At 71.7% G+C, this 20,249-nt stretch carries 19 protein-coding genes and 2 pseudogenes; 3 read left to right on the plus strand and 18 right to left on the minus strand.

The window, feature by feature from the left end:
* Positions 1-58: 58 nt before the first annotated feature.
* From der to aroH, 6 genes and pseudogenes are all read right to left on the minus strand, one after another.
* A complete protein-coding gene (der, locus tag ACFU5F_RS34695; RefSeq protein ID WP_383896146.1) occupies positions 59-1,519 on the minus strand; it encodes a ribosome biogenesis GTPase Der in 1,461 nt (486 codons plus the stop codon).
* A 108-nt stretch (positions 1,520-1,627) separates the two neighbouring features.
* Positions 1,628-2,347, minus strand: a complete 720-nt coding sequence (locus tag ACFU5F_RS34700) for a lysophospholipid acyltransferase family protein (RefSeq protein ID WP_383896149.1) — start codon at positions 2,345-2,347, stop codon at positions 1,628-1,630.
* Positions 2,305-2,982 carry a (d)CMP kinase gene (gene cmk / locus ACFU5F_RS34705; protein ID WP_383896152.1) on the minus strand — a complete coding sequence of 226 codons (678 nt, stop codon included), beginning with the start codon at positions 2,980-2,982 and terminating at the stop codon, positions 2,305-2,307. Before cmk ends, ACFU5F_RS34700 begins: the two co-directional genes overlap by 43 nt.
* A 113-nt stretch (positions 2,983-3,095) precedes the next feature.
* Positions 3,096-3,215 (minus strand): annotated as a pseudogene (locus ACFU5F_RS34710) (prephenate dehydrogenase); the annotation flags it as partial.
* Positions 3,216-3,318: 103 nt separating this feature from the next.
* Positions 3,319-4,404 (minus strand): prephenate dehydrogenase, encoded by a 1,086-nt coding sequence (locus ACFU5F_RS34715; protein ID WP_383896154.1) that lies wholly within the window; start codon positions 4,402-4,404, stop codon positions 3,319-3,321.
* On the minus strand, positions 4,401-4,763 hold the full coding sequence (gene aroH, locus ACFU5F_RS34720) for a chorismate mutase (RefSeq protein ID WP_383896157.1): 363 nt from the start codon (positions 4,761-4,763) through the stop codon (positions 4,401-4,403). Before aroH ends, ACFU5F_RS34715 begins: the two co-directional genes overlap by 4 nt.
* A 240-nt stretch (positions 4,764-5,003) precedes the next feature.
* On the opposite strand from aroH, the pseudogene ACFU5F_RS34725 reads away from it, so the two are divergent.
* The 3 genes and pseudogenes from ACFU5F_RS34725 to ACFU5F_RS34735 form a co-directional block, all read left to right on the plus strand.
* A pseudogene (locus ACFU5F_RS34725) lies at positions 5,004-5,084 on the plus strand (DUF6529 family protein); the annotation flags it as partial.
* 39 nt (positions 5,085-5,123) lie between these two features.
* The gene (locus ACFU5F_RS34730; protein ID WP_383896223.1) at positions 5,124-5,558 is read left to right on the plus strand and encodes a Rieske (2Fe-2S) protein; all 435 of its coding nucleotides are present in this window, start codon (positions 5,124-5,126) and stop codon (positions 5,556-5,558) included.
* A gap of 22 nt (positions 5,559-5,580) precedes the next feature.
* The gene (locus ACFU5F_RS34735; RefSeq protein ID WP_383896160.1) at positions 5,581-6,285 is read left to right on the plus strand and encodes a DNA polymerase beta superfamily protein; all 705 of its coding nucleotides are present in this window, start codon (positions 5,581-5,583) and stop codon (positions 6,283-6,285) included.
* Positions 6,286-6,331: 46 nt separating this feature from the next.
* On the opposite strand, the gene ACFU5F_RS34740 is transcribed toward ACFU5F_RS34735, so the two are convergent.
* From ACFU5F_RS34740 to ACFU5F_RS34795, 12 genes are all read right to left on the minus strand, one after another.
* Positions 6,332-7,093: a DNA polymerase beta superfamily protein gene (locus ACFU5F_RS34740; protein ID WP_383896163.1), complete on the minus strand. Its 762-nt coding sequence runs from the start codon at positions 7,091-7,093 to the stop codon at positions 6,332-6,334.
* A gap of 3 nt (positions 7,094-7,096) precedes the next feature.
* A complete protein-coding gene (locus ACFU5F_RS34745; RefSeq protein ID WP_383896165.1) occupies positions 7,097-8,119 on the minus strand; it encodes an ADP-ribosylglycohydrolase family protein in 1,023 nt (340 codons plus the stop codon).
* On the minus strand, positions 8,119-8,844 hold the full coding sequence (locus tag ACFU5F_RS34750; protein ID WP_383896168.1) for an NUDIX domain-containing protein: 726 nt from the start codon (positions 8,842-8,844) through the stop codon (positions 8,119-8,121). Before ACFU5F_RS34750 ends, ACFU5F_RS34745 begins: the two co-directional genes overlap by 1 nt.
* A 180-nt stretch (positions 8,845-9,024) precedes the next feature.
* Positions 9,025-10,146 (minus strand): pseudouridine synthase, encoded by a 1,122-nt coding sequence (locus ACFU5F_RS34755; RefSeq protein ID WP_383896171.1) that lies wholly within the window; start codon positions 10,144-10,146, stop codon positions 9,025-9,027.
* Positions 10,146-10,799, minus strand: coding sequence for an SMC-Scp complex subunit ScpB (gene scpB / locus ACFU5F_RS34760; protein WP_383896174.1), 654 nt, complete (start codon positions 10,797-10,799; stop codon positions 10,146-10,148). The genes ACFU5F_RS34755 and scpB overlap by 1 nt, the downstream gene beginning before the upstream one ends.
* Positions 10,796-11,938: a segregation and condensation protein A gene (locus tag ACFU5F_RS34765; protein ID WP_383896177.1), complete on the minus strand. Its 1,143-nt coding sequence runs from the start codon at positions 11,936-11,938 to the stop codon at positions 10,796-10,798. The genes scpB and ACFU5F_RS34765 overlap by 4 nt, the downstream gene beginning before the upstream one ends.
* Positions 11,939-11,956: 18 nt before the next feature.
* Positions 11,957-12,532, minus strand: a complete 576-nt coding sequence (locus tag ACFU5F_RS34770; protein WP_383896180.1) for a hypothetical protein — start codon at positions 12,530-12,532, stop codon at positions 11,957-11,959.
* Positions 12,517-13,644 (minus strand): ParA family protein, encoded by a 1,128-nt coding sequence (locus tag ACFU5F_RS34775; protein ID WP_078907264.1) that lies wholly within the window; start codon positions 13,642-13,644, stop codon positions 12,517-12,519. The genes ACFU5F_RS34770 and ACFU5F_RS34775 overlap by 16 nt, the downstream gene beginning before the upstream one ends.
* Before the next feature lie 471 nt (positions 13,645-14,115).
* Complete coding sequence (gene ald / locus ACFU5F_RS34780) at positions 14,116-15,240, minus strand: alanine dehydrogenase (protein ID WP_383896183.1); 1,125 nt, start codon at positions 15,238-15,240, stop codon at positions 14,116-14,118.
* Positions 15,241-15,404: 164 nt separating this feature from the next.
* On the minus strand, positions 15,405-17,495 hold the full coding sequence (locus tag ACFU5F_RS34785) for a tetratricopeptide repeat protein (protein WP_383896186.1): 2,091 nt from the start codon (positions 17,493-17,495) through the stop codon (positions 15,405-15,407).
* 219 nt (positions 17,496-17,714) lie between these two features.
* Positions 17,715-18,341, minus strand: a complete 627-nt coding sequence (locus ACFU5F_RS34790) for an NUDIX domain-containing protein (RefSeq protein WP_383896189.1) — start codon at positions 18,339-18,341, stop codon at positions 17,715-17,717.
* A 104-nt stretch (positions 18,342-18,445) separates the two neighbouring features.
* Complete coding sequence (locus ACFU5F_RS34795) at positions 18,446-20,104, minus strand: CTP synthase (RefSeq protein WP_383896225.1); 1,659 nt, start codon at positions 20,102-20,104, stop codon at positions 18,446-18,448.
* Positions 20,105-20,249 lie beyond the last annotated feature (145 nt).

The following is a 20,249-nucleotide window of genomic DNA, read 5'->3' on the forward strand; positions in this document are numbered from 1 at the left end:
GGGTCGGACGACCTCGGGCAGCCGCCCTCCTCACGCGCGTGCCGGGGGCGCCGACGGGCTACTTCTTCTTGCCGCGCTTCTCGCGCACCCGGACCGAGATGTGGATCGGGGTGCCCTCGAAGCCGAACTCCTCACGCAGGCGGCGTTCGATGAAGCGCCGGTAGCCCGCCTCGATGAAGCCGGAGGCGAAGAGGACGAAACGCGGGGGCTTGGTGCCGGCCTGGGTGCCGAACAGGATGCGGGGCTGCTTGCCGCCCCGGATCGGGTGCGGGTGGGCGGCGACCAGCTCGCCGAGGAATGCGTTCAGCCGACCCGTCGGGACACGCGTCTCCCAGCCGGCGAGGGCCGTCTCGATCGCGGGGACCAGCTTCTCCATGTGCCGGCCGGTGCGCGCCGAGACATTGACCCGGGGGGCCCAGGCGATCTGACCGAACTCGGTCTCGATCTCCCGCTCCAGGTAGTAGCGGCGCTCCTCGTCGAGGGTGTCCCACTTGTTGTACGCGACGACCAGCGCACGGCCGGCCTCGACCGCCATCGTCACGATGCGCTGGTCCTGGACCGAGATGGACTCGGAGGCGTCGATGAGGATCACCGCCACCTCCGCCTTCTCGACGGCCGCCGCGGTGCGCAGCGAGGCGTAGTAGTCGGCGCCCTGCTGCAGGTGGACCCGCTTGCGGATGCCCGCCGTGTCGACGAACTTCCAGGTGACACCGCCGAGTTCGATCAGCTCGTCGACCGGGTCACGGGTCGTGCCCGCGATCTCGTTGACGACGACGCGCTCCTCGTTCGCCACCTTGTTCAGGAGGGAGGACTTGCCGACGTTCGGACGGCCGATCAGCGCGATGCGGCGCGGGCCGCCGACCGCCGTGCCGAAGCTCTGCTCGGGCGCCTCCGGCAGGGCCTCCAGGACGGCGTCCAGCATGTCGCCGGTGCCGCGGCCGTGCAGCGAGGAGACCGGGTGCGGCTCGCCGATGCCGAGCGACCACAGGGCGGTCGCGTCGGCCTCGCCGCTCGGGCCGTCGACCTTGTTGGCGCAGAGCACCACGGGCTTGTTGGCCTTGCGGAGCAGCCGGACGACGGCCTCGTCGGTGTCGGTGACGCCGACCTTGGCGTCCACGACGAAGACGACGGCGTCGGCGGCCTCGATGGCGTACTCGGCCTGCGCGGCGACGGAGGCGTCGATGCCGAGGACGTCCTGCTCCCAGCCGCCGGTGTCGACGACCTTGAAGCGGCGGCCCGCCCACTCGGCCTCGTAGGTGACGCGGTCACGGGTGACGCCGGGCTTGTCCTCGACGACCGCCTCGCGGCGGCCGATGATGCGGTTCACGAGCGTCGACTTGCCGACGTTCGGACGGCCGACGACGGCGAGGACGGGCAGCGGGCCGTGACCCGCCTCCTCGATCGCGCCCTCGACGTCCTCGACGTCGAAGCCCTCTTCCGCGGCGAGCTCCATGAACTGCGCGTACTCGGCGTCGCCAAGCTCTCCGTGCTCGTGCTCGGAGGGAAACTGGTCGTTCATGAAGTCCGTACCTCGTAGTTCATCGTGGTGATCGGTGGAGCACCCGGCTCGTCCGCCGGTTGGTCCACTACTCAGTGTCGCCCAGCGCCCGACCGGACGCCCGGCGTTTTACCGGCGGCCGGTGAGCCGCCGGGCATGCTCCAGGTGCGCGCCCAGCTGCTGCTGGATGCGCACGGTCGCCTCGTCGAGCGCCTTGCGCGTCCGCCGCCCGCTGCCGTCGCCCGCCTCGAACGGATCTCCGAAGACCACGTCGACGCGGGAGCGCAGCGGGGGCAGCCCCTTGATCAGCCGTCCGCGCCGCTCCGTGCTTCCCAGCACGGCCACCGGCACGATCGGCGCTCCGCTGCGGACGGCGAAGTAGGAGAGCCCGGCGCGCAGCGAGGCGAAGTCGCCCTCGCCCCGGGTGCCCTCCGGGAAGATGCCCAGCACACCGCCGCCCGCCAGGACGGCCAGGGCGCGGGTGACGGCGGTGCGGTCGGCGGTCGAGCGGTCGACCTCCACCTGGCCGACGGCGCGCATGAACGGGCCGAGCGGACCGACGAACGCCTCCTTCTTGACCAGGAAGTGCGAGGGTCGGGGCGCCACACCGATGACCATGGGGCCGTCGACGATGTGGGAGTGGTTGGGGGCGAGGATCACCGGGCCGGTCGCGGGGACCCGCCAGGCGCCCAGCACGCGCGGCTTCCACAGCCCGTACATCAGGCCGACGCCGATGCGCCGCCCCACCTCGGCGCCGAGCGCCGTGGGGGCTTCGTACGCGGGGGCCCGGTCCGTGGCGGCCTGGCTCACTTGCCCGCCCGCTTCTCCTCGACGAGGGTGACCACGCATTCGATGACCTGCTGGAGGGTGAGGTCCGAGGTGTCCACCTCGACCGCGTCGTCCGCCTTGGCGAGCGGCGAGGTCGTACGGCTGGAGTCGGCCGCGTCCCGCTTGAGCAGGGCCTCGCGGGTGGCCTGGACGTCGGCACCCTTCAGCTCGCCGCTGCGGCGGGCGGCGCGGGCCTCGGGGGAGGCGGTGAGGAAGATCTTCAGGTCGGCGTCCGGCAGTACGGTCGTGCCGATGTCACGGCCCTCGACGACGATGCCGTCCGCGGCGTCCGCCGCGATGGACCGCTGCAGCTCGGTGATGCGCGTCCGCACCTCCGGTACGGCGCTGACCGCGCTGACCCTGGAGGTGACCTCCTGGGTGCGGATCGGCCCGGCGACGTCCGTGCCGTCGACGGTGATGGTCGGTGCCGACGGGTCCGTCCCCGACACGATCTCCGGCTTGCCGGCCACGGCCGCGATCGCCGAGGGGTCGTCTATGTCGATGCCGTTGTTGACCATCCACCAGGTGATCGCCCGGTACTGGGCGCCCGTGTCCAGGTAGCTCAGCCCGAGCTGCGCGGCCACGGCCTTCGAGGTGCTCGACTTGCCCGTGCCGGAGGGGCCGTCGATGGCAACGATCACTGTGGCGCGTTCCACTGGGGAGCACCTTTCCTGGTCCGAGGTGGTGGGGCGGGACGGAAGGCGCCCCGGACAAGGGTACTGGGTGCGCGTGACCCGTCCGGCCCTGCCCGCCGCCCGGCCGCCCACCCCTACTGCCGGATCGCCCAACCCCGCTCCCGCAACGCCCCCGTCAACACCACCGCAGCCTTCGGCTCCACCATCAACTGCACCAGACCCGCCTGCTGCCCGGTGGCGTGCTCGATGCGGACGACCCACCCTCGACGCCGCCCTCGCACCACTCGGCGCCAAGGCGCCTCCCGGGCAGCGGGACGGCTGCGCCGGCCTCCGACCGCCGACCCACCGGCACCCCCCCTACTGCCGGATCGCCCAACCCCGCTCTCGCAACGCCCCCGTCAACACCACCGCAGCCTTCGGCTCCACCATCAACTGCACCAGACCCGCCTGCTGCCCGGTGGCGTGTTCGATGCGGACGTCCTCGATGTTGATGCCGGCGGCCCCCGCGTCGGCGAAGATGCGGGCCAGCTGACCGGGCTGGTCGTCGATCAGTACCGCGACCACCTCGTAGACCCGCGGAGCGGACCCGTGCTTGCCGGGGACGCGGACCTGGCCGGCGTTGCCGCGGCGCAGCACGTTCTCGATGCCGGTCATGCCCTCGCGGCGCTTGGCGTCGTCGCCGGCCTGGAGGGCGCGCAGGGCCTGGACGGTCTCGTCGAGGTCGGCGGAGACGTCGGTGAGGAGATCGGCGACCGGGCCGGGGTTGGCGGAGAGGATGTCGATCCACATGCGCGGGTCGGAGGCCGCGATCCGGGTCACGTCCCTGATGCCCTGCCCGCACAGCCGCACGGCCGACTCCTCGGCGTGCTCCAGCCGCGCGGCGACCAGGCTGGACACCAGATGCGGCATGTGGGAGACCAGGGCCACGGCACGGTCGTGGGTGTCCGCGTCCATGACCACCGGGACGGCCCGGCAGTGGGAGACCAGCTCCAGGGCGAGGTTCAGGACCTCGGTGTCGGTGTCCCGGGTCGGGGTGAGCACCCAGGGGCGGCCCTCGAAGAGGTCGGCCGTGGCGGCCAGCGGGCCGGACTTCTCCCGGCCCGACATGGGGTGCGAGCCGATGTAGCAGGAGAGGTCGAGGCCCAGCTCCTCCAGCTCGCGGCGGGGGCCGCCCTTGACGGAGGCCACGTCGAGGTAGCCGCGCGCGAGGCCCCGGCGCATGGCGTCGGCGAGGGTCGCGGCCACGTGCGCGGGTGGGGCGGCGACGATCGCGAGGTCCACCGGGCCCTCGGGCGCCTCGTCGGTGCCGGCGCCGAGCGCGGCCGCCGTACGGGCCTGCTCGGGGTTGTGGTCGACGAGGTGGACGGTGACACCGCGCTGGGCCAGGGCGAGGGCGGCGGAGGTGCCGATCAGCCCGGTGCCGATGACGAGTGCCGTTCTCACTGGGCGATGTCCTTGCGGAGCGTGGCCGCGGCCCCCAGGTACACGTGCGCGATCTCCGAGCGCGGCCGGTCGGACTCTATGTGCGCGAGGATCCGCACGACCCGGGGCAGGGCGCCCTCGATGTCCAGCTCCTGCGCGCAGATCAGCGGTACGTCGACGATGCCGAGCTTGCGGGCGGCTGCCGCCGGGAAGTCGCTGTGCAGGTCGGGGGTGGCCGTGAACCAGATGCTGATCAGGTCGTCCGGGGTGAGGTCGTTGCGCTCCAGGACCGCGGTGAGCAGTTCGCCCACCTGCTCGTCCATGTGCCCCGCCTCGTCCCGTTCGAGTTGGACGGCGCCCCGGACCGCTCGTACCGCCACGGCTGTGCTCCTCACTGCTGGACATCCCGGCTGGTTGTACGAACAGCCTAGTCACCCGCCCCGGGCCGCCGCGCGACGCCCGCCTGCCGAAACGCCTGGCCGAAAGACGTCCACGGCGGACGGATCCCCGCCGCGGACCCTGCCGAGCCCGCACGAACGTCACTGTCCGGCCACCCCGTCCGGCCACCCACCGCCCGCATCGAGTACGCCCTCGACTTCCGGACGTAAGAAACACACACTTTGTGGCACTCTCATCCGTTTTGCTTCTTCATCGGTGCTTTCAGTGCGAAGATGCTGCTGCTCCGCTCGGGGCGATTCCCCGGCCGGCTCCTGGTTCTTCCGCACGTTCGGAGTGACGACATGACGATGGGTTCCACGCGGCGCACGGTGCTGGCCACCGGCGCGGCGGGCACGGCGGCGCTGCTGGTGGGATGCGGCGGAGGCGGTAAGGACGGCGGTGGGGACACCGCGGAGAAGTCCTCGCCCGCGGGCACCGGCGCGGACGGCGGCGAGGAGCTGGCGAGCACGGCCGACATCCCGGTGGGCGGGGGAAAGATCTTCGACGACGAGAAGATCGTCGTGACCCAGCCCGCGGAAGGCGACTTCAAGGCCTTCTCCGCGATCTGCACCCACCTGAGCTGTGTCGTCAGCAGCGTCTCCGACAAGACGATCAACTGTGCGTGCCACGGCAGCAGGTTCAGCATCACGGACGGGGCCGTGGCCCACGGACCCGCCACCGAGCCGCTGCCCGCCGAGAAGATCACGGTCGCCGGTAATTCGATTCTGCGGCCCTGATCAACCCCGTACGCTCCCGGACATGCAGCCCCCGCACCCGCACGACCTGGTCCGCGACCACACGATCTATGCCTGTGTGATGGGCTCGCGGGCCTTCGGTCTCGCGACGGACGGCAGCGACACGGACCGGCGGGGTGTCTTCCTGGCCCCCACCGAGCTGTTCTGGCGCTTCGAGAAACCGCCGACGCACGTGGAGGGCCCGGGGCAGGAACAGTTCGGCTGGGAGCTGGAGCGCTTCTGCAATCTGGCCCTGCGTGCCAACCCCAACATCCTGGAGTGCCTGCACTCCCCCCTGGTGGAGCACGTCGACGACACCGGCCGTGAACTGCTCGCCCTGCGCGGGGCGTTCCTGTCCCGCCGGGCCCATGAGACGTTCGCCCGCTACGCCCTCGGCCAGCGCAAGAAGCTCGACGCGGACGTGCGTACGCACGGCGCCCCCCGCTGGAAGCACGCGATGCATCTGCTCCGTCTGCTGATGAGCTGCCGGGACCTGTTGCGCACGGGCGAGCTGACCGTGGACGTGGGCGAGCAGCGCGAGCCCCTGCTTGCGGTGAAACGCGGCGAGGTGCCGTGGACCCGGGTCGAGGGCTGGATGGCGCGGCTGGCCTCGGAGGCCGCCGAGGCGGCGGACCACAGCCCCCTGCCGCCGGAACCGGACCTGGCCAGGGTCGAGGACTTCGTCGTAAGGACCCGGCGCGCGTCGGCCCTCCGGGCCGCACGGGACTGAGCCGCACACCGCCCCGCGGGCACGCCTCACAAATCACCCCAGCCCTTCAGCCCTTCGGTCCCTCCAGCCGGACGCGGACGACGAAGTCGTGCAGGGCGTCGTACGCGGCCGGGGTCTCGGGCAGCGCCGACAGGGCCTGCTCCTCGTCCAGCGTGCGGTGCAGCCGCTCCACGTCGGCGGCGACGCGCTCCTGGTCGACGTCCGCCTTGCCGTGCTCCTCGGCCGCCTTCGCCGCGACGAGGTCCGGCAGGTAGGCGGGGGCCTCCTCGGTCTCCGGCACCAGGGTGGGCAGGTGGGCCTGCACCTCGCCGCTGCGCATGAGGTGGATGCCGGTGAGGAGCACCCGGAACGTGTAGAGCAGCGGCTTGAGTTCGCCGGTCTTCTCGAAAAGCCGCCACTGGGTGGTGGCGAACCCCCGGTAGTGGTGGGCGTGGTGGCGGGTGAGGACCCCGGGGGCGAGCGCGACCAGTTCGCGGTGGGGCTCACCGGTGTGCACGACGAGCGGGGAGAGCAGCTGTTCCAGCACGTAGCCGTTGCGGCGCAGCATCAGCCGGGCGAACTTGCGCAGGTCGTGCGTGACGAGGTCCATCTCGACGCCCTCCCGGTCCCACATCCTCGACCGGGTCTCCTCCGGCTCGCGCAGCCCGACCAGTTCGGCCGCGGGCAGCAGATGCACACCGCGCAGGTCGACGTCCGAGTCGCGCGAGGGGAAGCCGTACAGGTGGGCTCCGGAGACGGTGGCGAACAGCAGAGGGTCGGGCTGTTCGGCCACCACGGGGGCCAGGTCGATGTCGAGGGCGTCGGTCATCCCTCAAGCGTCCCAGAGGGCTCCCAGCGAGACGAGGTCGCCCTGGTACTCGATCCGGTCGGCCCACTCGGCGGGCCAGGCGTCAGGACCGTGGTAGGCGCCCGCGAAGGCACCGGTGAGGGCGGCGATGGAGTCGGAGTCGCCCGAGGTGCAGGCGGCGCGGCGCAGCGCGGTGACCGGCTCGTCGACGAAGAGCAGGAAGCACAGCAGACCGGTGGCCAGGGCCTCCTCGGCGATCCAGCCCTCCCCCGTGGCCGTGCAGGGGTCGGTCTCGGGCGACGGGAGCCGCAGGGCCGCCTCCACCCGGTCCAGGGCCTGGAGGCACTCGTCCCAGCCCCGGGAGATGTAGTGCTCGGGCGAGGGGTCCTGGCTGTAGGTCCACAGGTCGCCGAGCCAGCGCGCGTGGTAGTGGGCGCGGTTCTCGTAGGCGTACGAGCGCAGCCGGCCGACGAGGCCCATCGGTTCGGCGCCCTGGGCGAGCAGCCGGACCGCGTGGGCGGTGAGGTCGGACGCGGCGAGGGCGGTGGGGTGGCCGTGGGTGAGGGCGGCCTGCAACTGGGCGGCGCCCGCGCGCTGTTCGTCGCTGAGCGGGCCGATCAGGCCGAGCGGGGCGACGCGCATGTTGGCGCCGCAGCCCTTGGAGTGGATCTGGCTGGCGAACTGCCAGGGGTGGCGGTCGACCGCGAGGAGGTCGCAGGCGACCAGGCAGGTGTGGCCGGGAGCGCGGTTGTTCTCCGGGGAGCGGGACCACTCCACGAACTCCTTGCGCACGGCCCGCTCCAGCGCCTCGGCGCCGAGCGACCCGCGATCCATGGCCGTCCGCAGCCCGTGCGCCAGCGCCAGCGTCATCTGGGTGTCGTCCGTGACGATCGCGGGGTTCGGCAGCTCCATCTTCCGCCAGGGGCCGCACTTGGCGAGGATCGACGGAATGTCGTTGAACTCCGTCGGGAAGCCGAGGGCGTCTCCGAGGGCGAGTCCGATCAGGGAGCCGGTGGCGGAGCGCTTCGTACGCAGCGTCATGGTCATCAGGGCCGTCCTTCCGTGGTGGGTCGCAGCAGGGGCGGGTGCAGGGCGGTGGCCCCACCCGCGCGGTACAGCGCGGCGGGCTTGCCGCGACCGCCGGTCAGGCGGGCGGCGCCGGGCACCTGTTCGACGAAGCCCGGCGTGGCCAGCACCTTGCGCCGGAAGTTGGGCCGGTCGAGCGGAGTGCCCCACACGGTCTCGTAGACCTGCTGCAGCTCGCCGAGCGTGAACTCGGGCGGACAGAAGGAGGTGGCGAGACAGGTGTACTCGAGCTTGGCGCCGACGCGTTCGTGGGCGTCGGCGAGGATGCGGTCGTGGTCGAAGGCGAGCGGGCCGATGGCGTTGAACCGCAGCCACTGGGCCTGGGCCGCGTCACCGCCGCCGTGCGGGACGGGCGGGTCGGGGAAGAGCGCGGCGAACGCGACGGTGACGACCCGCATCCGCGGGTCCCTCCCCGGCTCGCTGTAGGTCCGCAGCTGCTCCAGGTGGAGGCCGGGCACGTCCGAGACCCCGGTCTCCTCCGCGAGTTCGCGCCACGCGGCCTCCTCCGCGGACTCGTCCGGCAGCACAAAACCGCCGGGCAGGGCCCAGCGGCCCGCGTACGGTTCCTGCCCGCGTTCGACGAGCAGCACCTGGAGCGTGCCGGCGCGGACGGTGAAGACGGCCAGGTCGACGGTGACGGCGAAGGGCTCGTAGGCGTACTTGTCGTATCCCGCCGGTGAGGTCATCTCCACCACCCTCGTTTATGGTCACCATGACTAATAGTCAGAACGACTATAAAGGGAGGGAGTGAGGCGGCACAACCCCCTTACGGGGAAGGGACGGCCAAGACCGGCACCGGGAACGGCAAAGGGCCGGTCCCGAAGGCAAACCCGGGACCGGCCCCTGCTCGTAGGAGACGGACGACCCTAGAGGTCGACCTCCTGCATCAGCATCCCGACCTCGGTGTTCGACAGCCGGCGCAGCCAGCCCGACTTCTGGTCGCCGAGGGTGATCGGCCCGAAGGCCACGCGCACCAGCTTGTCGACCGGGAACCCGGCCTCCGCCAGCATCCGGCGCACGATGTGCTTGCGTCCCTCGTGCAGGGTGACCTCGACGAGGTAGTTCTTGCCGGTCTGCTGCACGACCCGGAAGTGGTCCGCGCGCGCGTACCCGTCCTCCAGCTGGATGCCGTCCTTGAGCTGCTTGCCCAGGTCACGCGGGATCGGGCCCACGATGTGCGCGAGGTAGACCTTCTTCACGCCGTACTTGGGGTGGGTCAGCCGGTGCGCCAGCTCACCGTGGTTGGTGAGCAGGATGACACCCTCGGTCTCGGTGTCGAGCCGCCCCACGTGGAACAGCCGCGTCTCACGGTTGGTGACGTAGTCGCCGAGGCACTGACGGCCCTCGTTGTCCTCCATCGTGGAGACGACACCGGCCGGCTTGTTCAGCGAGAAGAACTGGTAGGACTGGGTCGCGACGGTCAGCCCGTCGACCTTGACCTCGTCCTTCTCCGGGTCGACCCGCTTGCCCTGCTCCAGCACGATCTCGCCGTTGACCTCGACGCGCGCCTGCTCGATCAGCTCCTCGCAGGCACGCCGGGAGCCGTAGCCCGCGCGCGCGAGGATCTTCTGCAGCCGCTCGCCCTCCTGCTCGGCGCCCGGGAAGGTCTTGGGCAGCTTGACGTCCTTCTTGCCCGCGTACCGCTCCCGGTTGCGCTCCTCCGCCCGCGCGTCGTACTCGCGGGAGGTCGCCGGGGCCGACCGGCCGCGCCCGCCGGTCGGGGACTGCCGGGGGCCGCCCTTCGCGCCTCCGCGCGCGGAGGCGCCGCGCCCCGACTTCGGCCCGTCCTGGGTGCCGCCGGGGCCCACGTCGTAGCGCCGCTCCTCCGGGCGCGGCTTCTTCGGCCGGCCGCCCTGCTTGTCGTCGCGGTCGCTCCCGGCGCCACGGTAGTTACCGCGGCCACCGCTGCTCCCGCCGCGGCCGCCGCTGTTGCCACCACGGCTCCCGCCGTTGTTTCCGCTGCTGTTCCTGCCGCTACTGCTTCGCATCAAAGTTCCGTCTTGTCGTCTGCGTCCTCGGAATCCGGAGCGTCCGGATCGAACGACGGTACGGCCTCCTGGGTCTCGGCCTCGATCGCCTCAGCCTCCGGGAGGAAGGGCGCGAGCTCCGGGAGCTCGTCCAGGCCGCGCAGGCCCATCCGCTCCAGGAAGTAGTTCGTCGTCCTGTACAGGATCGCACCTGTTTCGGGTTCCGCGCCCGCCTCCTCGACCAGACCCCTCTGAAGCAGGGTCCGCATGACGCCGTCGCAGTTGACTCCGCGCACGGCCGAGACCCTGCTCCGGCTCACCGGCTGCCGGTACGCGACCACCGCCAGCGTCTCCAGCGCGGCCTGGGTCAGCCGGGCCTGCTGCCCGTCGAGCACGAACCGTTCGACGGCGGCGGCGTACTCGGGCCGGGTGTAGTACCGCCAGCCCCCGGCGATCAGCCGCAGCTCGAACCCGCGCCCCTGTACCGCGTAGTCGTCGGCCAGCTCCCTGAGCGCCCTGGCGATCTGCCGCTTGGGCCGCTCCAGGATCTTCGACAGGTGCTCCTCCGTCGCGGGCTCGTCCACGACCATGAGGACGGCCTCCAGAGCGGGCTTGAGGTCGAGGCCGGCGACGGTACGCGCGCCCTCGGGCCCCACGGTTCTCTCCTCGCTCATGCCTTCTCCTCCTTGGCCGGCCGGGACGGCCGGGGCGGCTCGGGCGGCCGGTCGAACTCGTCCGTGACCACGGGCTCCGCGTCCCCGTCCCCGCCGGTCCACCGCACGAGCAGATCCCCGAGCGCGGTCTCCTGGTCGAGGGCCACGGCCTTCTCCCGGTAGAGCTCCAGCAGCGCGAGGAAGCGGGCGACGACGGTGAGGGTGTCGTCGGTGTCCTCCACGAGCACCCGGAACGACGCCTCCCCCAGCACCCGCAGCCGCGCGACGACGATCCCGGCCTGCTCCTGCACGCTCACCAGCGGCGCGTGGATGTGGTCGACGTACACCTGCGGCTTGGGCCTCGGCTGCATCGCCTTCACGGCCAGCCTGGCGAATCCCTCCGCCCCGATGCTGATGACCACCTCGGGCAACAGTTCCGCGTACTGCGCCTCCAGCCCGACGGTGCGCGGGTACCGCCGCGCCTCCTCGTCCAGCCGCCGGTTGAAGATCTCCGCGATCTGTTTGTACGCGCGGTACTGCAGCAGCCGGGCGAACAGCAGGTCCCGGGCTTCGAGGAGCGCGAGGTCGGCCTCGTCCTCGACCTCGGCGGCGGGCAGCAGCCTGGCCGCCTTCAGATCCAGCAGGGTCGCCGCGACCACCAGGAACTCGGTCGTCTCGTCGAGGTCCCAGTCCGCTCCCATGGCCCGCAGGTGCGTCATGAACTCGTCGGTGACCTTGGAGAGCGCGACCTCGGTGACGTCCAGCTTGTGCTTGGAGATCAGCTGGAGCAGCAGGTCGAAGGGGCCCTCGAAGTTGGCGAGCCGCACCGTGAAGACCCCGTCGTCGGAGTCACCGGCCGTCCGCTCGGCCGCGTCCGGCACAGCACCGACGCCGGCTTCGGCTTCGGCTTCGGCTTCGGCTTCGGCAGGGACGACTGCGGGGGACGTCCCGTCACTCGCACCCGCGCCGTGGGCACCCGTTCCGCCGGGCGGTACGGGTGGGCGGAACGCGTCGGCGGCCTCGGGCGACGAAGGCTCTGCGGCAGGAGGCGGCTTCTCGGCCGGCGAAGCCGGGGGCGCGGCCCCGGGCCCTTTCCCCAGTGCACGCCGACGGCCGGCGGAACCACCGGAAGCCGGGCCAAGGGAGTCGAACGAGGTCATAGCCCCCGCAGGCTACCGCTACCGCCCCCGAAGTCGGCGAACCAGGATGCTCGCGTCCCCCCGGGCCTCCAGGTCCGCCAGCACCACGGCGACGGCCTCCCGCACGATCCGCCCGCGGTCCACGGCCAGCCCGTGCTCCCCGCGCAGCACCAGCCGCGCGTGTTCGAGATCCATGAGCTCCTCGGCGGAGACGTACACGGTGATCTTCTCGTCGTGCCGCTCCCGCCCGCTGGGCCGGCGCCCGGAGGCCCGCCCCTTCTTGCGGGGCGCGGCCGAGGCAGAACCTTCCTGCGGTTTCGGCAGCCGCCCGGCCGCCGCGGCCCGCTCGGCCCCGGCGGCTGCGGAGCGGCTGCGCGGTTCACCGTCGGACTCGGCGTCCGCGGCCACATGCTCGGACCCCTCGCCGTCGCCGCCGCGCACGGGCACGGACGGCGGTGCGTCCTCCGCGCCGGCGGCCCCGTCGCTGTCCCCGGCGGGCGCGGGCACACGGACTTCTCCGTTGGCCCCCCGCCGGGGAGTGGACGGCTGCAGCGCCATTCCCCCTGTCGTACGGAAGAGTTCGTCGGCCCCCGGCAGACTCACTCGGCGTGACACCGGGCGAGCACCTCCCTGGCGAGCTGGCGGTAGGCGGCGGCGCCGACGGAGTTGGAGGCGTACGTGGTGATCGGCTCACCGGCGACCGTGGTCTCCGGGAAGCGGACGGTGCGCCCGATGACCGTGTGGTAGACGTGCTCGTCGAACGCCTCGACGACACGCGCGAGAACCTCACGGCTGTGCACGGTGCGCGAGTCGTACATGGTGGCGAGGATGCCGTCGAGCTCCAGGTCGGGGTTGAGCCGCTCCTGGACCTTCTCGATGGTCTCCGTCAGCAGCGCGACACCGCGCAGTGCGAAGAACTCGCACTCCAGGGGCACTATCACCTTGTGGGCGGCCGTCAGGGCGTTCACGGTGAGCAGGCCGAGCGAGGGCTGACAGTCGATCACGATGTAGTCGTAGTCGGCCAGCAGCGGCTTCAGCGCCCGCTGCAGCGTGGACTCGCGCGCGACCTCGGAGACCAGCTGGACCTCGGCGGCCGACAGGTCGATGTTGCTCGGCAGCAGGTCCATGTTGGGGACCGCGGTCTTCAGCAGGACCTCGTCGGCCGACATGCCCCGCTCCATGAGCAGGTTGTAGACCGTGAGGTCGAGCTCCATCGGGTTCACGCCGAGGCCGACCGAGAGGGCGCCCTGCGGGTCGAAGTCGACGAGCAGGACCCGGCGGCCGTACTCCGCGAGCGCGGCACCCAGGTTGATGGTCGACGTCGTCTTGCCGACGCCGCCCTTCTGGTTGCACATCGCGATGATCTTCGCGGGACCGTGGTCGGTCAGCGGGCCCGGGATCGGGAAATACGGCAGCGGGCGCCCGGTGGGACCGATGCGCTCGCGGCGCTGACGGGCCGCGTCGGGCGCGAGCGTCGCCGCGTACTCCGGATCGGGCTCGTACTCGGCGTCGGGGTCGTAGAAGTGCCCGTCGGGCAGCTCGTCGTAGTCGGCGAAGTGGTTGTGGACCCCGCCACTTCCGTCGCCGGCCATGGCGTTCACGTGTTGGCCATCCATGCTCTGGAGCGCTGTGGGAGTTGCCTGCGGACTCTGGTGGGCCGCGAAGGTGCGGACAGCGACCGAGCCGACAGCCGCGAACCCCGTGGGACCCGAGACCGGCGCAGGCATTCCTGGTTGACCACCCCCGGGAGTAAATGTCGACTCATTCACAAGTCGTCTTACCTCCTTGGTGACCAGGAAACTTCTAGATAGGTCAGCGTGGCACCATGCCGACAGCTGGCGACTCTATGGCGTGTCGGCGGTCCGCAGCAACACAATCCGCCGGACCCGGCCCGATGTGTCGGCAATGAAACATGCGGCTGTCAAGGGCGTAGGGCCGTCGCACGGCAGGTTTCACCGGTGCACGAAACATACGAACGGTTACGTTCGAGGCGAGTTGCGCGAGTGTCGCAAAGTGACCATACACACATCCGGCCGGACCTTGTCGGGCAAGATCCGGCCGGTAAAGCGCTGTTGACGACCTGTGTTGACGTATCGCCTTTTACCGAAAGGTGACTTGAAGCAGCCGGTCGACGGCCTGTCGGCGGCCGGCCGGCGCCCCGCACGGGGCCACCGCGACGGTTCCGCGGGCCGGGCGGGTCAGACGAGCAGCGAGGCCAGTTCGACGTGCTCCAGCCCGTGCGCCTCGGCGACCTCGCGGTAGACGACCCTGCCGTCATGGGTGTTGAGGCCCCTGGCCAGGGCGGGGTCGCGGCGCGCGGCCTCGACCCAGCCGTGGTCGGCGAGCTCCACGATGTAGGGCAGCGTGGCGTTGGTCAGCGCGTAGGTGGACGTGTTGGGCACCGCGCCGGGCATGTTGGCCACGCAGTAGAAGACCGACCCGTGGACGGGGAAGGTCGGCTCGGCATGGGTGGTGGGCCGGGAGTCCTCGAAGCAGCCGCCCTGGTCGATCGCGATGTCGACAAGGACACTTCCGGGCTTCATCCGCGCGACCAGCTCGTTGGTGACCAGCTTCGGGGCCTTGGCACCCGGGATGAGGACGGCGCCGATGACGAGGTCGGCCTCCAGACATGCCTTCTCGAGCTCGAAGGCGTTGGAGACGACGGTCTGGATCCTGGTGCCGAAGATCTTGTCGGCTTCCTTGAGCTTGTTGATGTCCTTGTCGAGCAGGGTCACGTGGAAGCCCATGCCGATGGCGATCTGCGCGGCGTTCCAGCCCGACACGCCGCCGCCGATGACCACGGCACGGCCGGCCAGCACCCCCGGCACACCCCCGGGCAGCACACCGCGGCCGCCGTTGGCGCGCATCAGGTGGTAGGCGCCGACCTGCGGGGCGAGCCGGCCCGCGACCTCGGACATGGGTGCGAGCAGCGGCAGTGCGCGGCTCGGCAGCTCGACGGTCTCGTACGCGATCGCGGTCGTGCCCGACTCGACGAGCGCGTCGGTGCACTCCTTGGAGGCCGCCAGGTGCAGGTAGGTGAAGAGGGTCTGGTCCTTGCGGAGGCGGTGGTACTCCTCGGCGATGGGTTCCTTGACCTTGAGCAGCAGGTCGGCGGTGGCCCACACCTCGTCGGCCGTGGCCAGGATCTCGGCGCCCGCGGCGACGTACTCGGCGTCCGGGATCGACGAGCCGACGCCGGCGCCCTGCTCGACGACGACCTGATGGCCGTGGCGCACCAGCTCGTGCACACCGGCGGGGGTGATGGCCACCCGGAACTCGTTGTTCTTGACCTCGCGGGGGATGCCGACCTTCACGTCGATCACGGTCCTTGGCTCGGAGGGGTGTGGGGCTCGCCCTTACAGCGGCACATGCCCACGCAGTGCAGGACATACCCGTACGCATCGGAGCGCACCGGGAGACACCGCAGGAGAACCGGCGGCGTAGCCAGTCTAATGAAGGTGTCCCCGCTGTCTAGCCTTTCAATGCATCAATCTTTCGCGGATGCACTACGGATTTCGCAGGCGTTAGCATCCTGTTCCGGCTCGGTCTCCTGGGTTTCGGGGCCTGGGGCCCCGTCGTCGAGGAGCCGATCGGCGGCCGCCCGGTGCAGCCGCGCCGCCGCCGGGTCGCCGAGCCGCTCCAGGGTGTCGGCGGTCCGCAGCTGGATCGCGGCCTGCAGCCGGGTGTCGTCGGCGCGCCGCGCCCACTCGGCCGCCTCCTCGCAGGTCCGCAGTGCCTCCTCGGGCCGCCCCGCGTACTCCTGGACCCGCGCCATCTCGCTCAACGCCCGTGCCTGGCCGCCCACATCGCCGAGCCGGCGGTGCCCGGTGAGCGCCGAGCTCCAGTTGCGCAGGGCCTCGCCGTAGCGGCCCGCGTACGTGTGCGCGGCGGCGATCCGGCCGTACAGCCGGGCGGCGTCCTCGCGCTCGTCCCGGGCGAGCCGCTGGGCGAGCGCCCGGCCGTACCAGTCGGCGGCCCGGTCGTAGTCCTCCAGCTCCTGATGAGCACCGCCTACGGATTCCATCGCGCGACCGGTCGCGTACGGGTCGTTCGCCCGCCGTCCGGCGTCGAGCGCGGCCCGGTAGCGGGCCAGCGCCGCCCTCGTACGGCCGGTGCGGGCGTCCAGGTCGCCGAGGTTCAACAGGGCCGCCGCCTGTTCGCGGGGCAGGTCGCGGCGCTCGGCGACGTCGAGGACGAGCCCGTGGACGCCGTACAGGTCGGGGGCCGCGGCCTGGGTGCCGAAGTGCGCGACCATGGCCCGCACCAGCTGGGACATCAGCCGCCGGGCGAGGGTGTCCAGCTCTCCGTCGGCGACCGCGAGCCGGGCCGCGGCCAGCAGGGCGGGCCGCCGGGCGCGCAGCCACTCCTCGGCGGCCCGGGGAGTGGGGAACCGCAGCGCCTTGGGCATGGCGAGGAGCCGCTCGCGGGCCTGCGGGCTGTCGGTCTCGGTGACGGCCCGGCAGGACTGCAGCAGCCGTACCGTCCGCTCCAGCATCCGCGCGCGGGCGAGCCGCAGCTCACCGGGCCGCTCCTGGCTCTCGGCGAGGGACCACAGCAGCGGCTGGAGGCAGCCGGGGACCTCGTACTGCGGGAGCGCCGGGTCGGCCTGGTGCAGGAAGCCGAGGGCGACGAAGTCGTCCAGCGTGGTGCGGGCCGCGCCGACCGAGCAGCCGGCGAGGCCGGAGGCGGTGTGCGGGTCGACCAGACCCGCCGGGGCGAGGGCGAGCAGGCGCAGTATCCGGGCGGCGGCGGCCGGCAGCGAGGCGTACGCCAGCCGGAGCATCCGGGTCAGCGGCGGGCTGTCGTCCTCCTCCGCGCGCAGCTGCTTGGCCAGATCGGAGACGGCCACGGTGGGCCGGGCGGCCAGCCAGCCGCCGGCGAGCCGCAGCGCGGCCGGCTGGGCCCCGCACACCTCGGCGAGCCCCTCGGCCGAGCGCGGGTCCACGGTGATGCGCACCGAGCCGCTGAAGCGTTCCAGCAGCTCCACGGCGGACTTGGGGTCCAGGCCGCCCAGGGTGCACGGGCGGACGTCGGAGATGCCCGTCAGCGGGCCTCCGGAGACCGCCACGACCAGGGCGTCGGGGGTGTCCGGCAGCAGCGCGTCGACCTGCTCGGAGTCGGCCGCGTCGTCCAGCAGCAGCACCACCCGGCGGTCGGCCAGCGCCTCCCGCAGGGCCTCGCTGAGGTCGTCCTCGTCGGCCCCGGCCGGCGCCGGCAGCCCCAGCTCCCCGAGCAGTTCCCGCGCCGCCCGTTCGACGGGCACCCGGGTGCCGTCGGGCTCGGTGAGCCGGGCCCGTAGCACCCCGTCGGGGTAACCATCGGTAACCTGCCGGACGAGTTCCTCGGCGAGCGCGGTACGGCCGAAGCCGGGCCGGCCGGCGATGAGCAGCACGCGCGCGTGGGGCGCCTTGCGGCCCGCGAGGGTGTTGAGCCCGGCCCGGTCGATGTCGGCCCGCAGTTCCTTCAACTCGCGCGTCCTGCCGAGGAACTGACTGTCCGTGGGGGCGGCCTCGACAGCCGGGGGCCGCCCTGTTCCGGACCCCCGGGCGCCCCCGAGGTCCACCGCCTGATCCGCCACGGGCCACTCTCCCGTCCCACCGCACGAGCAAGCCCGCCGGGACTCCGGTGCGGGCGATTCCCGAGCCTAGTTCACGCTCTGCGACGATCCGGGCGGAGCCGGGCGGTGAGATCGCTCGATCGGATCAGCAGATCGTACGACTGGTGGTGTACGAGTGTGGTGAACGCGGAGTGCGGGGGTGCGGTGAACCGATCGACGTGAGGGCGCGGTGCAGCGCGCTCAGGCCTCGAACGGCCGCGCGGGCCACGGCGCCTCGGCCGCCCGCAGCGACTCCACCCCGCCCCCGCTGCGCGCCGCCACCAGCGAAAGCGCACCCACGACCAGGCAGTTGTTGTGCAGCTCCCCCGCGAGCACCCCCCGCACCAGCTCGTCCAGCGGTACCCGGGCCAGCTCCATGTCGGCCTCCTCGTCCTCGACCTCGAACTTCCGGCCCTCGGCCTCGGAGAGGTCCCGTGCCAGGAAGATCCGCACGGCCTCGTCGCAGCCGCCGGGCGTGGTGTAGACGTCGGTGAGCACCCGCCAGTCCTCCGCCTTGACGTGCGCCTCCTCGTACAACTCGCGCTGGGCGGCGTGCAGCGGGTTCTCGCCGGGCACGTCCAGCAGGCCCGCCGGGATCTCCCACAGCTTCTCGCGGACGGGGTGGCGGTACTGCCGGATGACCAGCACCCGGTCCTGGTCGTCGACGGCCAGGACGGCGACGGAACCGGGGTGCACCTGGTAGTCGCGGCGGACGACCGATCCGTCGGGCATGACCACGTCGTCCGTGCGCACGGAGGTCTTCTTGCCGACGAACGGCGTCTGGCTCGCCCGGACCTCCCACTGCTCGGCGGTGTCCTTGATGGTCATGTCGACTCGTCCTCCCACACGTACGACCACGTTCGAAAAAACCGGGGCACACGTCCCGAAAGACGTGCACCCCGGTCACCGTACAACTCTTGGGCCGCCCTGATTCACTTACCGGTCTTCCGCTCCACGGCGGCCTTCACCAGCCCCGCGAACAGCGGGTGCGGGCGGGTAGGACGGGAGCGCAGCTCGGGATGCGCCTGGGTCGCGACCAGGTACGGGTGGACCTCGCGCGGGTACTCGACGTACTCCACGAGCTTGCCGTCGGGCGAGGTTCCCGTGAACTGCAGGCCGGCCTTCTTCTCCAGTTCCCCGCGGTAGGCGTTGTTCACCTCGTAGCGGTGGCGGTGGCGCTCCTCGACGTACTCCTTGCCGTCGTACACCTCGCGCACGATCGAGCCCTCGGCCAGCTTGGCCGGGTACATGCCGAGCCGCATGGTGCCGCCCATGTCGCCCTCACCGGCGACGATGTCGAGCTGCTCGGCCATGGTGGAGATGACCGGGTGGGCGGTGGCGGAGTCGAACTCGGTGGAGTTGGCGTCCGGGATGTCGGCGAGGCTGCGCGCGGCCTCGATCACGATGCACTGCAGGCCGAGGCAGAGACCGAGCAGCGGGATCCGGTTCTCGCGGGCGTACCGGATCGCGCCGACCTTGCCGGACACGCCCCGGTCGCCGAACCCGCCCGGGATGCAGATCGCGTCGACGTCGGCGAGCTGGGCCGCGGCGCCGGCCGGGGTCCGGCAGTCGTCCGAGGTGACCCACTTGATCTTCACGCGGGCCTTGTTGGCGAACCCGCCGGCGCGCAGGGCCTCGGTGACGGAGAGGTAGGCGTCGGGCAGGTCGATGTACTTGCCGACCAGCGCCAGGTTGATCTCGTGGAGCGGGTTGTGGACGCGGTCGAGCAGGTCGTCCCAGGTCGTCCAGTCCACGTCACGGAAGGGCAGGTCCAGCTTGCGGACCACGTAGGCGTCCAAGCCCTCGCGGTGCACGGTCTTCGGGATGTCGTAGATCGAGCGGGCGTCGGGGCACGCGACCACGGCGTCCTCGTCGACGTCGCACATCAGGGAGATCTTGCGCTTGATCGCGGCGGGCACCTCACGGTCGCAGCGCAGCACGATCGCGTCCGGCTGGATACCGATGTTGCGCAGCGCCGCGACCGAGTGCTGGGTCGGCTTCGTCTTCAGCTCGCCCGACGGCCCGATGTACGGCAGGAGCGAGATGTGGACGACGAAGACGTTGTCCCGGCCGACCTCGTGCCGGACCTGCCGGACGGTCTCCAGGAACGGCAGCGACTCGATGTCGCCGACCGTGCCGCCGACCTCGGTGATGACGACGTCGACCTCGTCGGAGGCCATGCGCCGGATGCGGTGCTTGATCTCGTTGGTGATGTGCGGGATGACCTGGACGGTGTCGCCGAGGTACTCGCCGCGCCGCTCCTTGGCGATGACCGTGTTGTAGACCTGGCCGGTGGTGACGTTGGCCGAGCCGTCCAGGTCGCGGTCGAGGAAGCGCTCGTAGTGGCCGATGTCCAGGTCGGTCTCGGCGCCGTCGTTGGTGACGAACACCTCACCGTGCTGGAAGGGGTTCATCGTGCCTGGGTCGACGTTCAGGTAGGGGTCGAGCTTCTGCATCACGACGCGCAGACCGCGGGCCTTGAGCAGCATGCCGAGGCTGGAGGCGGTCAGACCCTTGCCGAGCGACGAGGCGACACCCCCGGTGACGAAGATGTGCTTGGTCGTCGTGTTTCGAAAAGCAGCGGGCGGCATGGCCAAGAGGGGGCTCCCGTGGTCGCGGTTCGGTGTGCGGGTCGGCCGCCGCCCGAACTCATCCGTCGGGGGTGCCTTCGCTGCGGTTCGGGGGTCCCTCTTGCGAAACTTTCGACGTGGGGCGCCCACCGGTCCACGGGCTACC

Source organism: Streptomyces sp. NPDC057438, from assembly GCF_042802995.1.
In the GTDB taxonomy this organism is placed as follows: Bacteria; Actinomycetota; Actinomycetes; order Streptomycetales; family Streptomycetaceae; genus Streptomyces.

What these genes read in the sequence shown, in the direction of transcription:
- ACFU5F_RS34735 (WP_383896160.1), top strand. Translation starts at nt 5,581, where the DNA reads ATGCAGCCCCCGCACCCGCACGACCTGGTCCGCGACCACACGATCTAT.
- ACFU5F_RS34750 (WP_383896168.1), bottom strand. Translation starts at nt 8,844, where the DNA reads ATGACCTCACCGGCGGGATACGACAAGTACGCCTACGAGCCCTTCGCC.
- ACFU5F_RS34755 (WP_383896171.1), bottom strand. Translation starts at nt 10,146, where the DNA reads ATGCGAAGCAGTAGCGGCAGGAACAGCAGCGGAAACAACGGCGGGAGC.
- ACFU5F_RS34790 (WP_383896189.1), bottom strand. Translation starts at nt 18,341, where the DNA reads ATGACCATCAAGGACACCGCCGAGCAGTGGGAGGTCCGGGCGAGCCAG.
- der (WP_383896146.1), bottom strand. Translation starts at nt 1,519, where the DNA reads ATGAACGACCAGTTTCCCTCCGAGCACGAGCACGGAGAGCTTGGCGAC.
- ACFU5F_RS34745 (WP_383896165.1), bottom strand. Translation starts at nt 8,119, where the DNA reads ATGACCATGACGCTGCGTACGAAGCGCTCCGCCACCGGCTCCCTGATC.
- ACFU5F_RS34740 (WP_383896163.1), bottom strand. Translation starts at nt 7,093, where the DNA reads ATGACCGACGCCCTCGACATCGACCTGGCCCCCGTGGTGGCCGAACAG.
- ACFU5F_RS34700 (WP_383896149.1), bottom strand. Translation starts at nt 2,347, where the DNA reads ATGCGTGGTCACCCTCGTCGAGGAGAAGCGGGCGGGCAAGTGAGCCAG.
- scpB (WP_383896174.1), bottom strand. Translation starts at nt 10,799, where the DNA reads ATGAGCGAGGAGAGAACCGTGGGGCCCGAGGGCGCGCGTACCGTCGCC.
- ACFU5F_RS34795 (WP_383896225.1), bottom strand. Translation starts at nt 20,104, where the DNA reads ATGCCGCCCGCTGCTTTTCGAAACACGACGACCAAGCACATCTTCGTC.
- ACFU5F_RS34775 (WP_078907264.1), bottom strand. Translation starts at nt 13,644, where the DNA reads ATGCCTGCGCCGGTCTCGGGTCCCACGGGGTTCGCGGCTGTCGGCTCG.
- ACFU5F_RS34730 (WP_383896223.1), top strand. Translation starts at nt 5,124, where the DNA reads ATGACGATGGGTTCCACGCGGCGCACGGTGCTGGCCACCGGCGCGGCG.
- ACFU5F_RS34765 (WP_383896177.1), bottom strand. Translation starts at nt 11,938, where the DNA reads ATGACCTCGTTCGACTCCCTTGGCCCGGCTTCCGGTGGTTCCGCCGGC.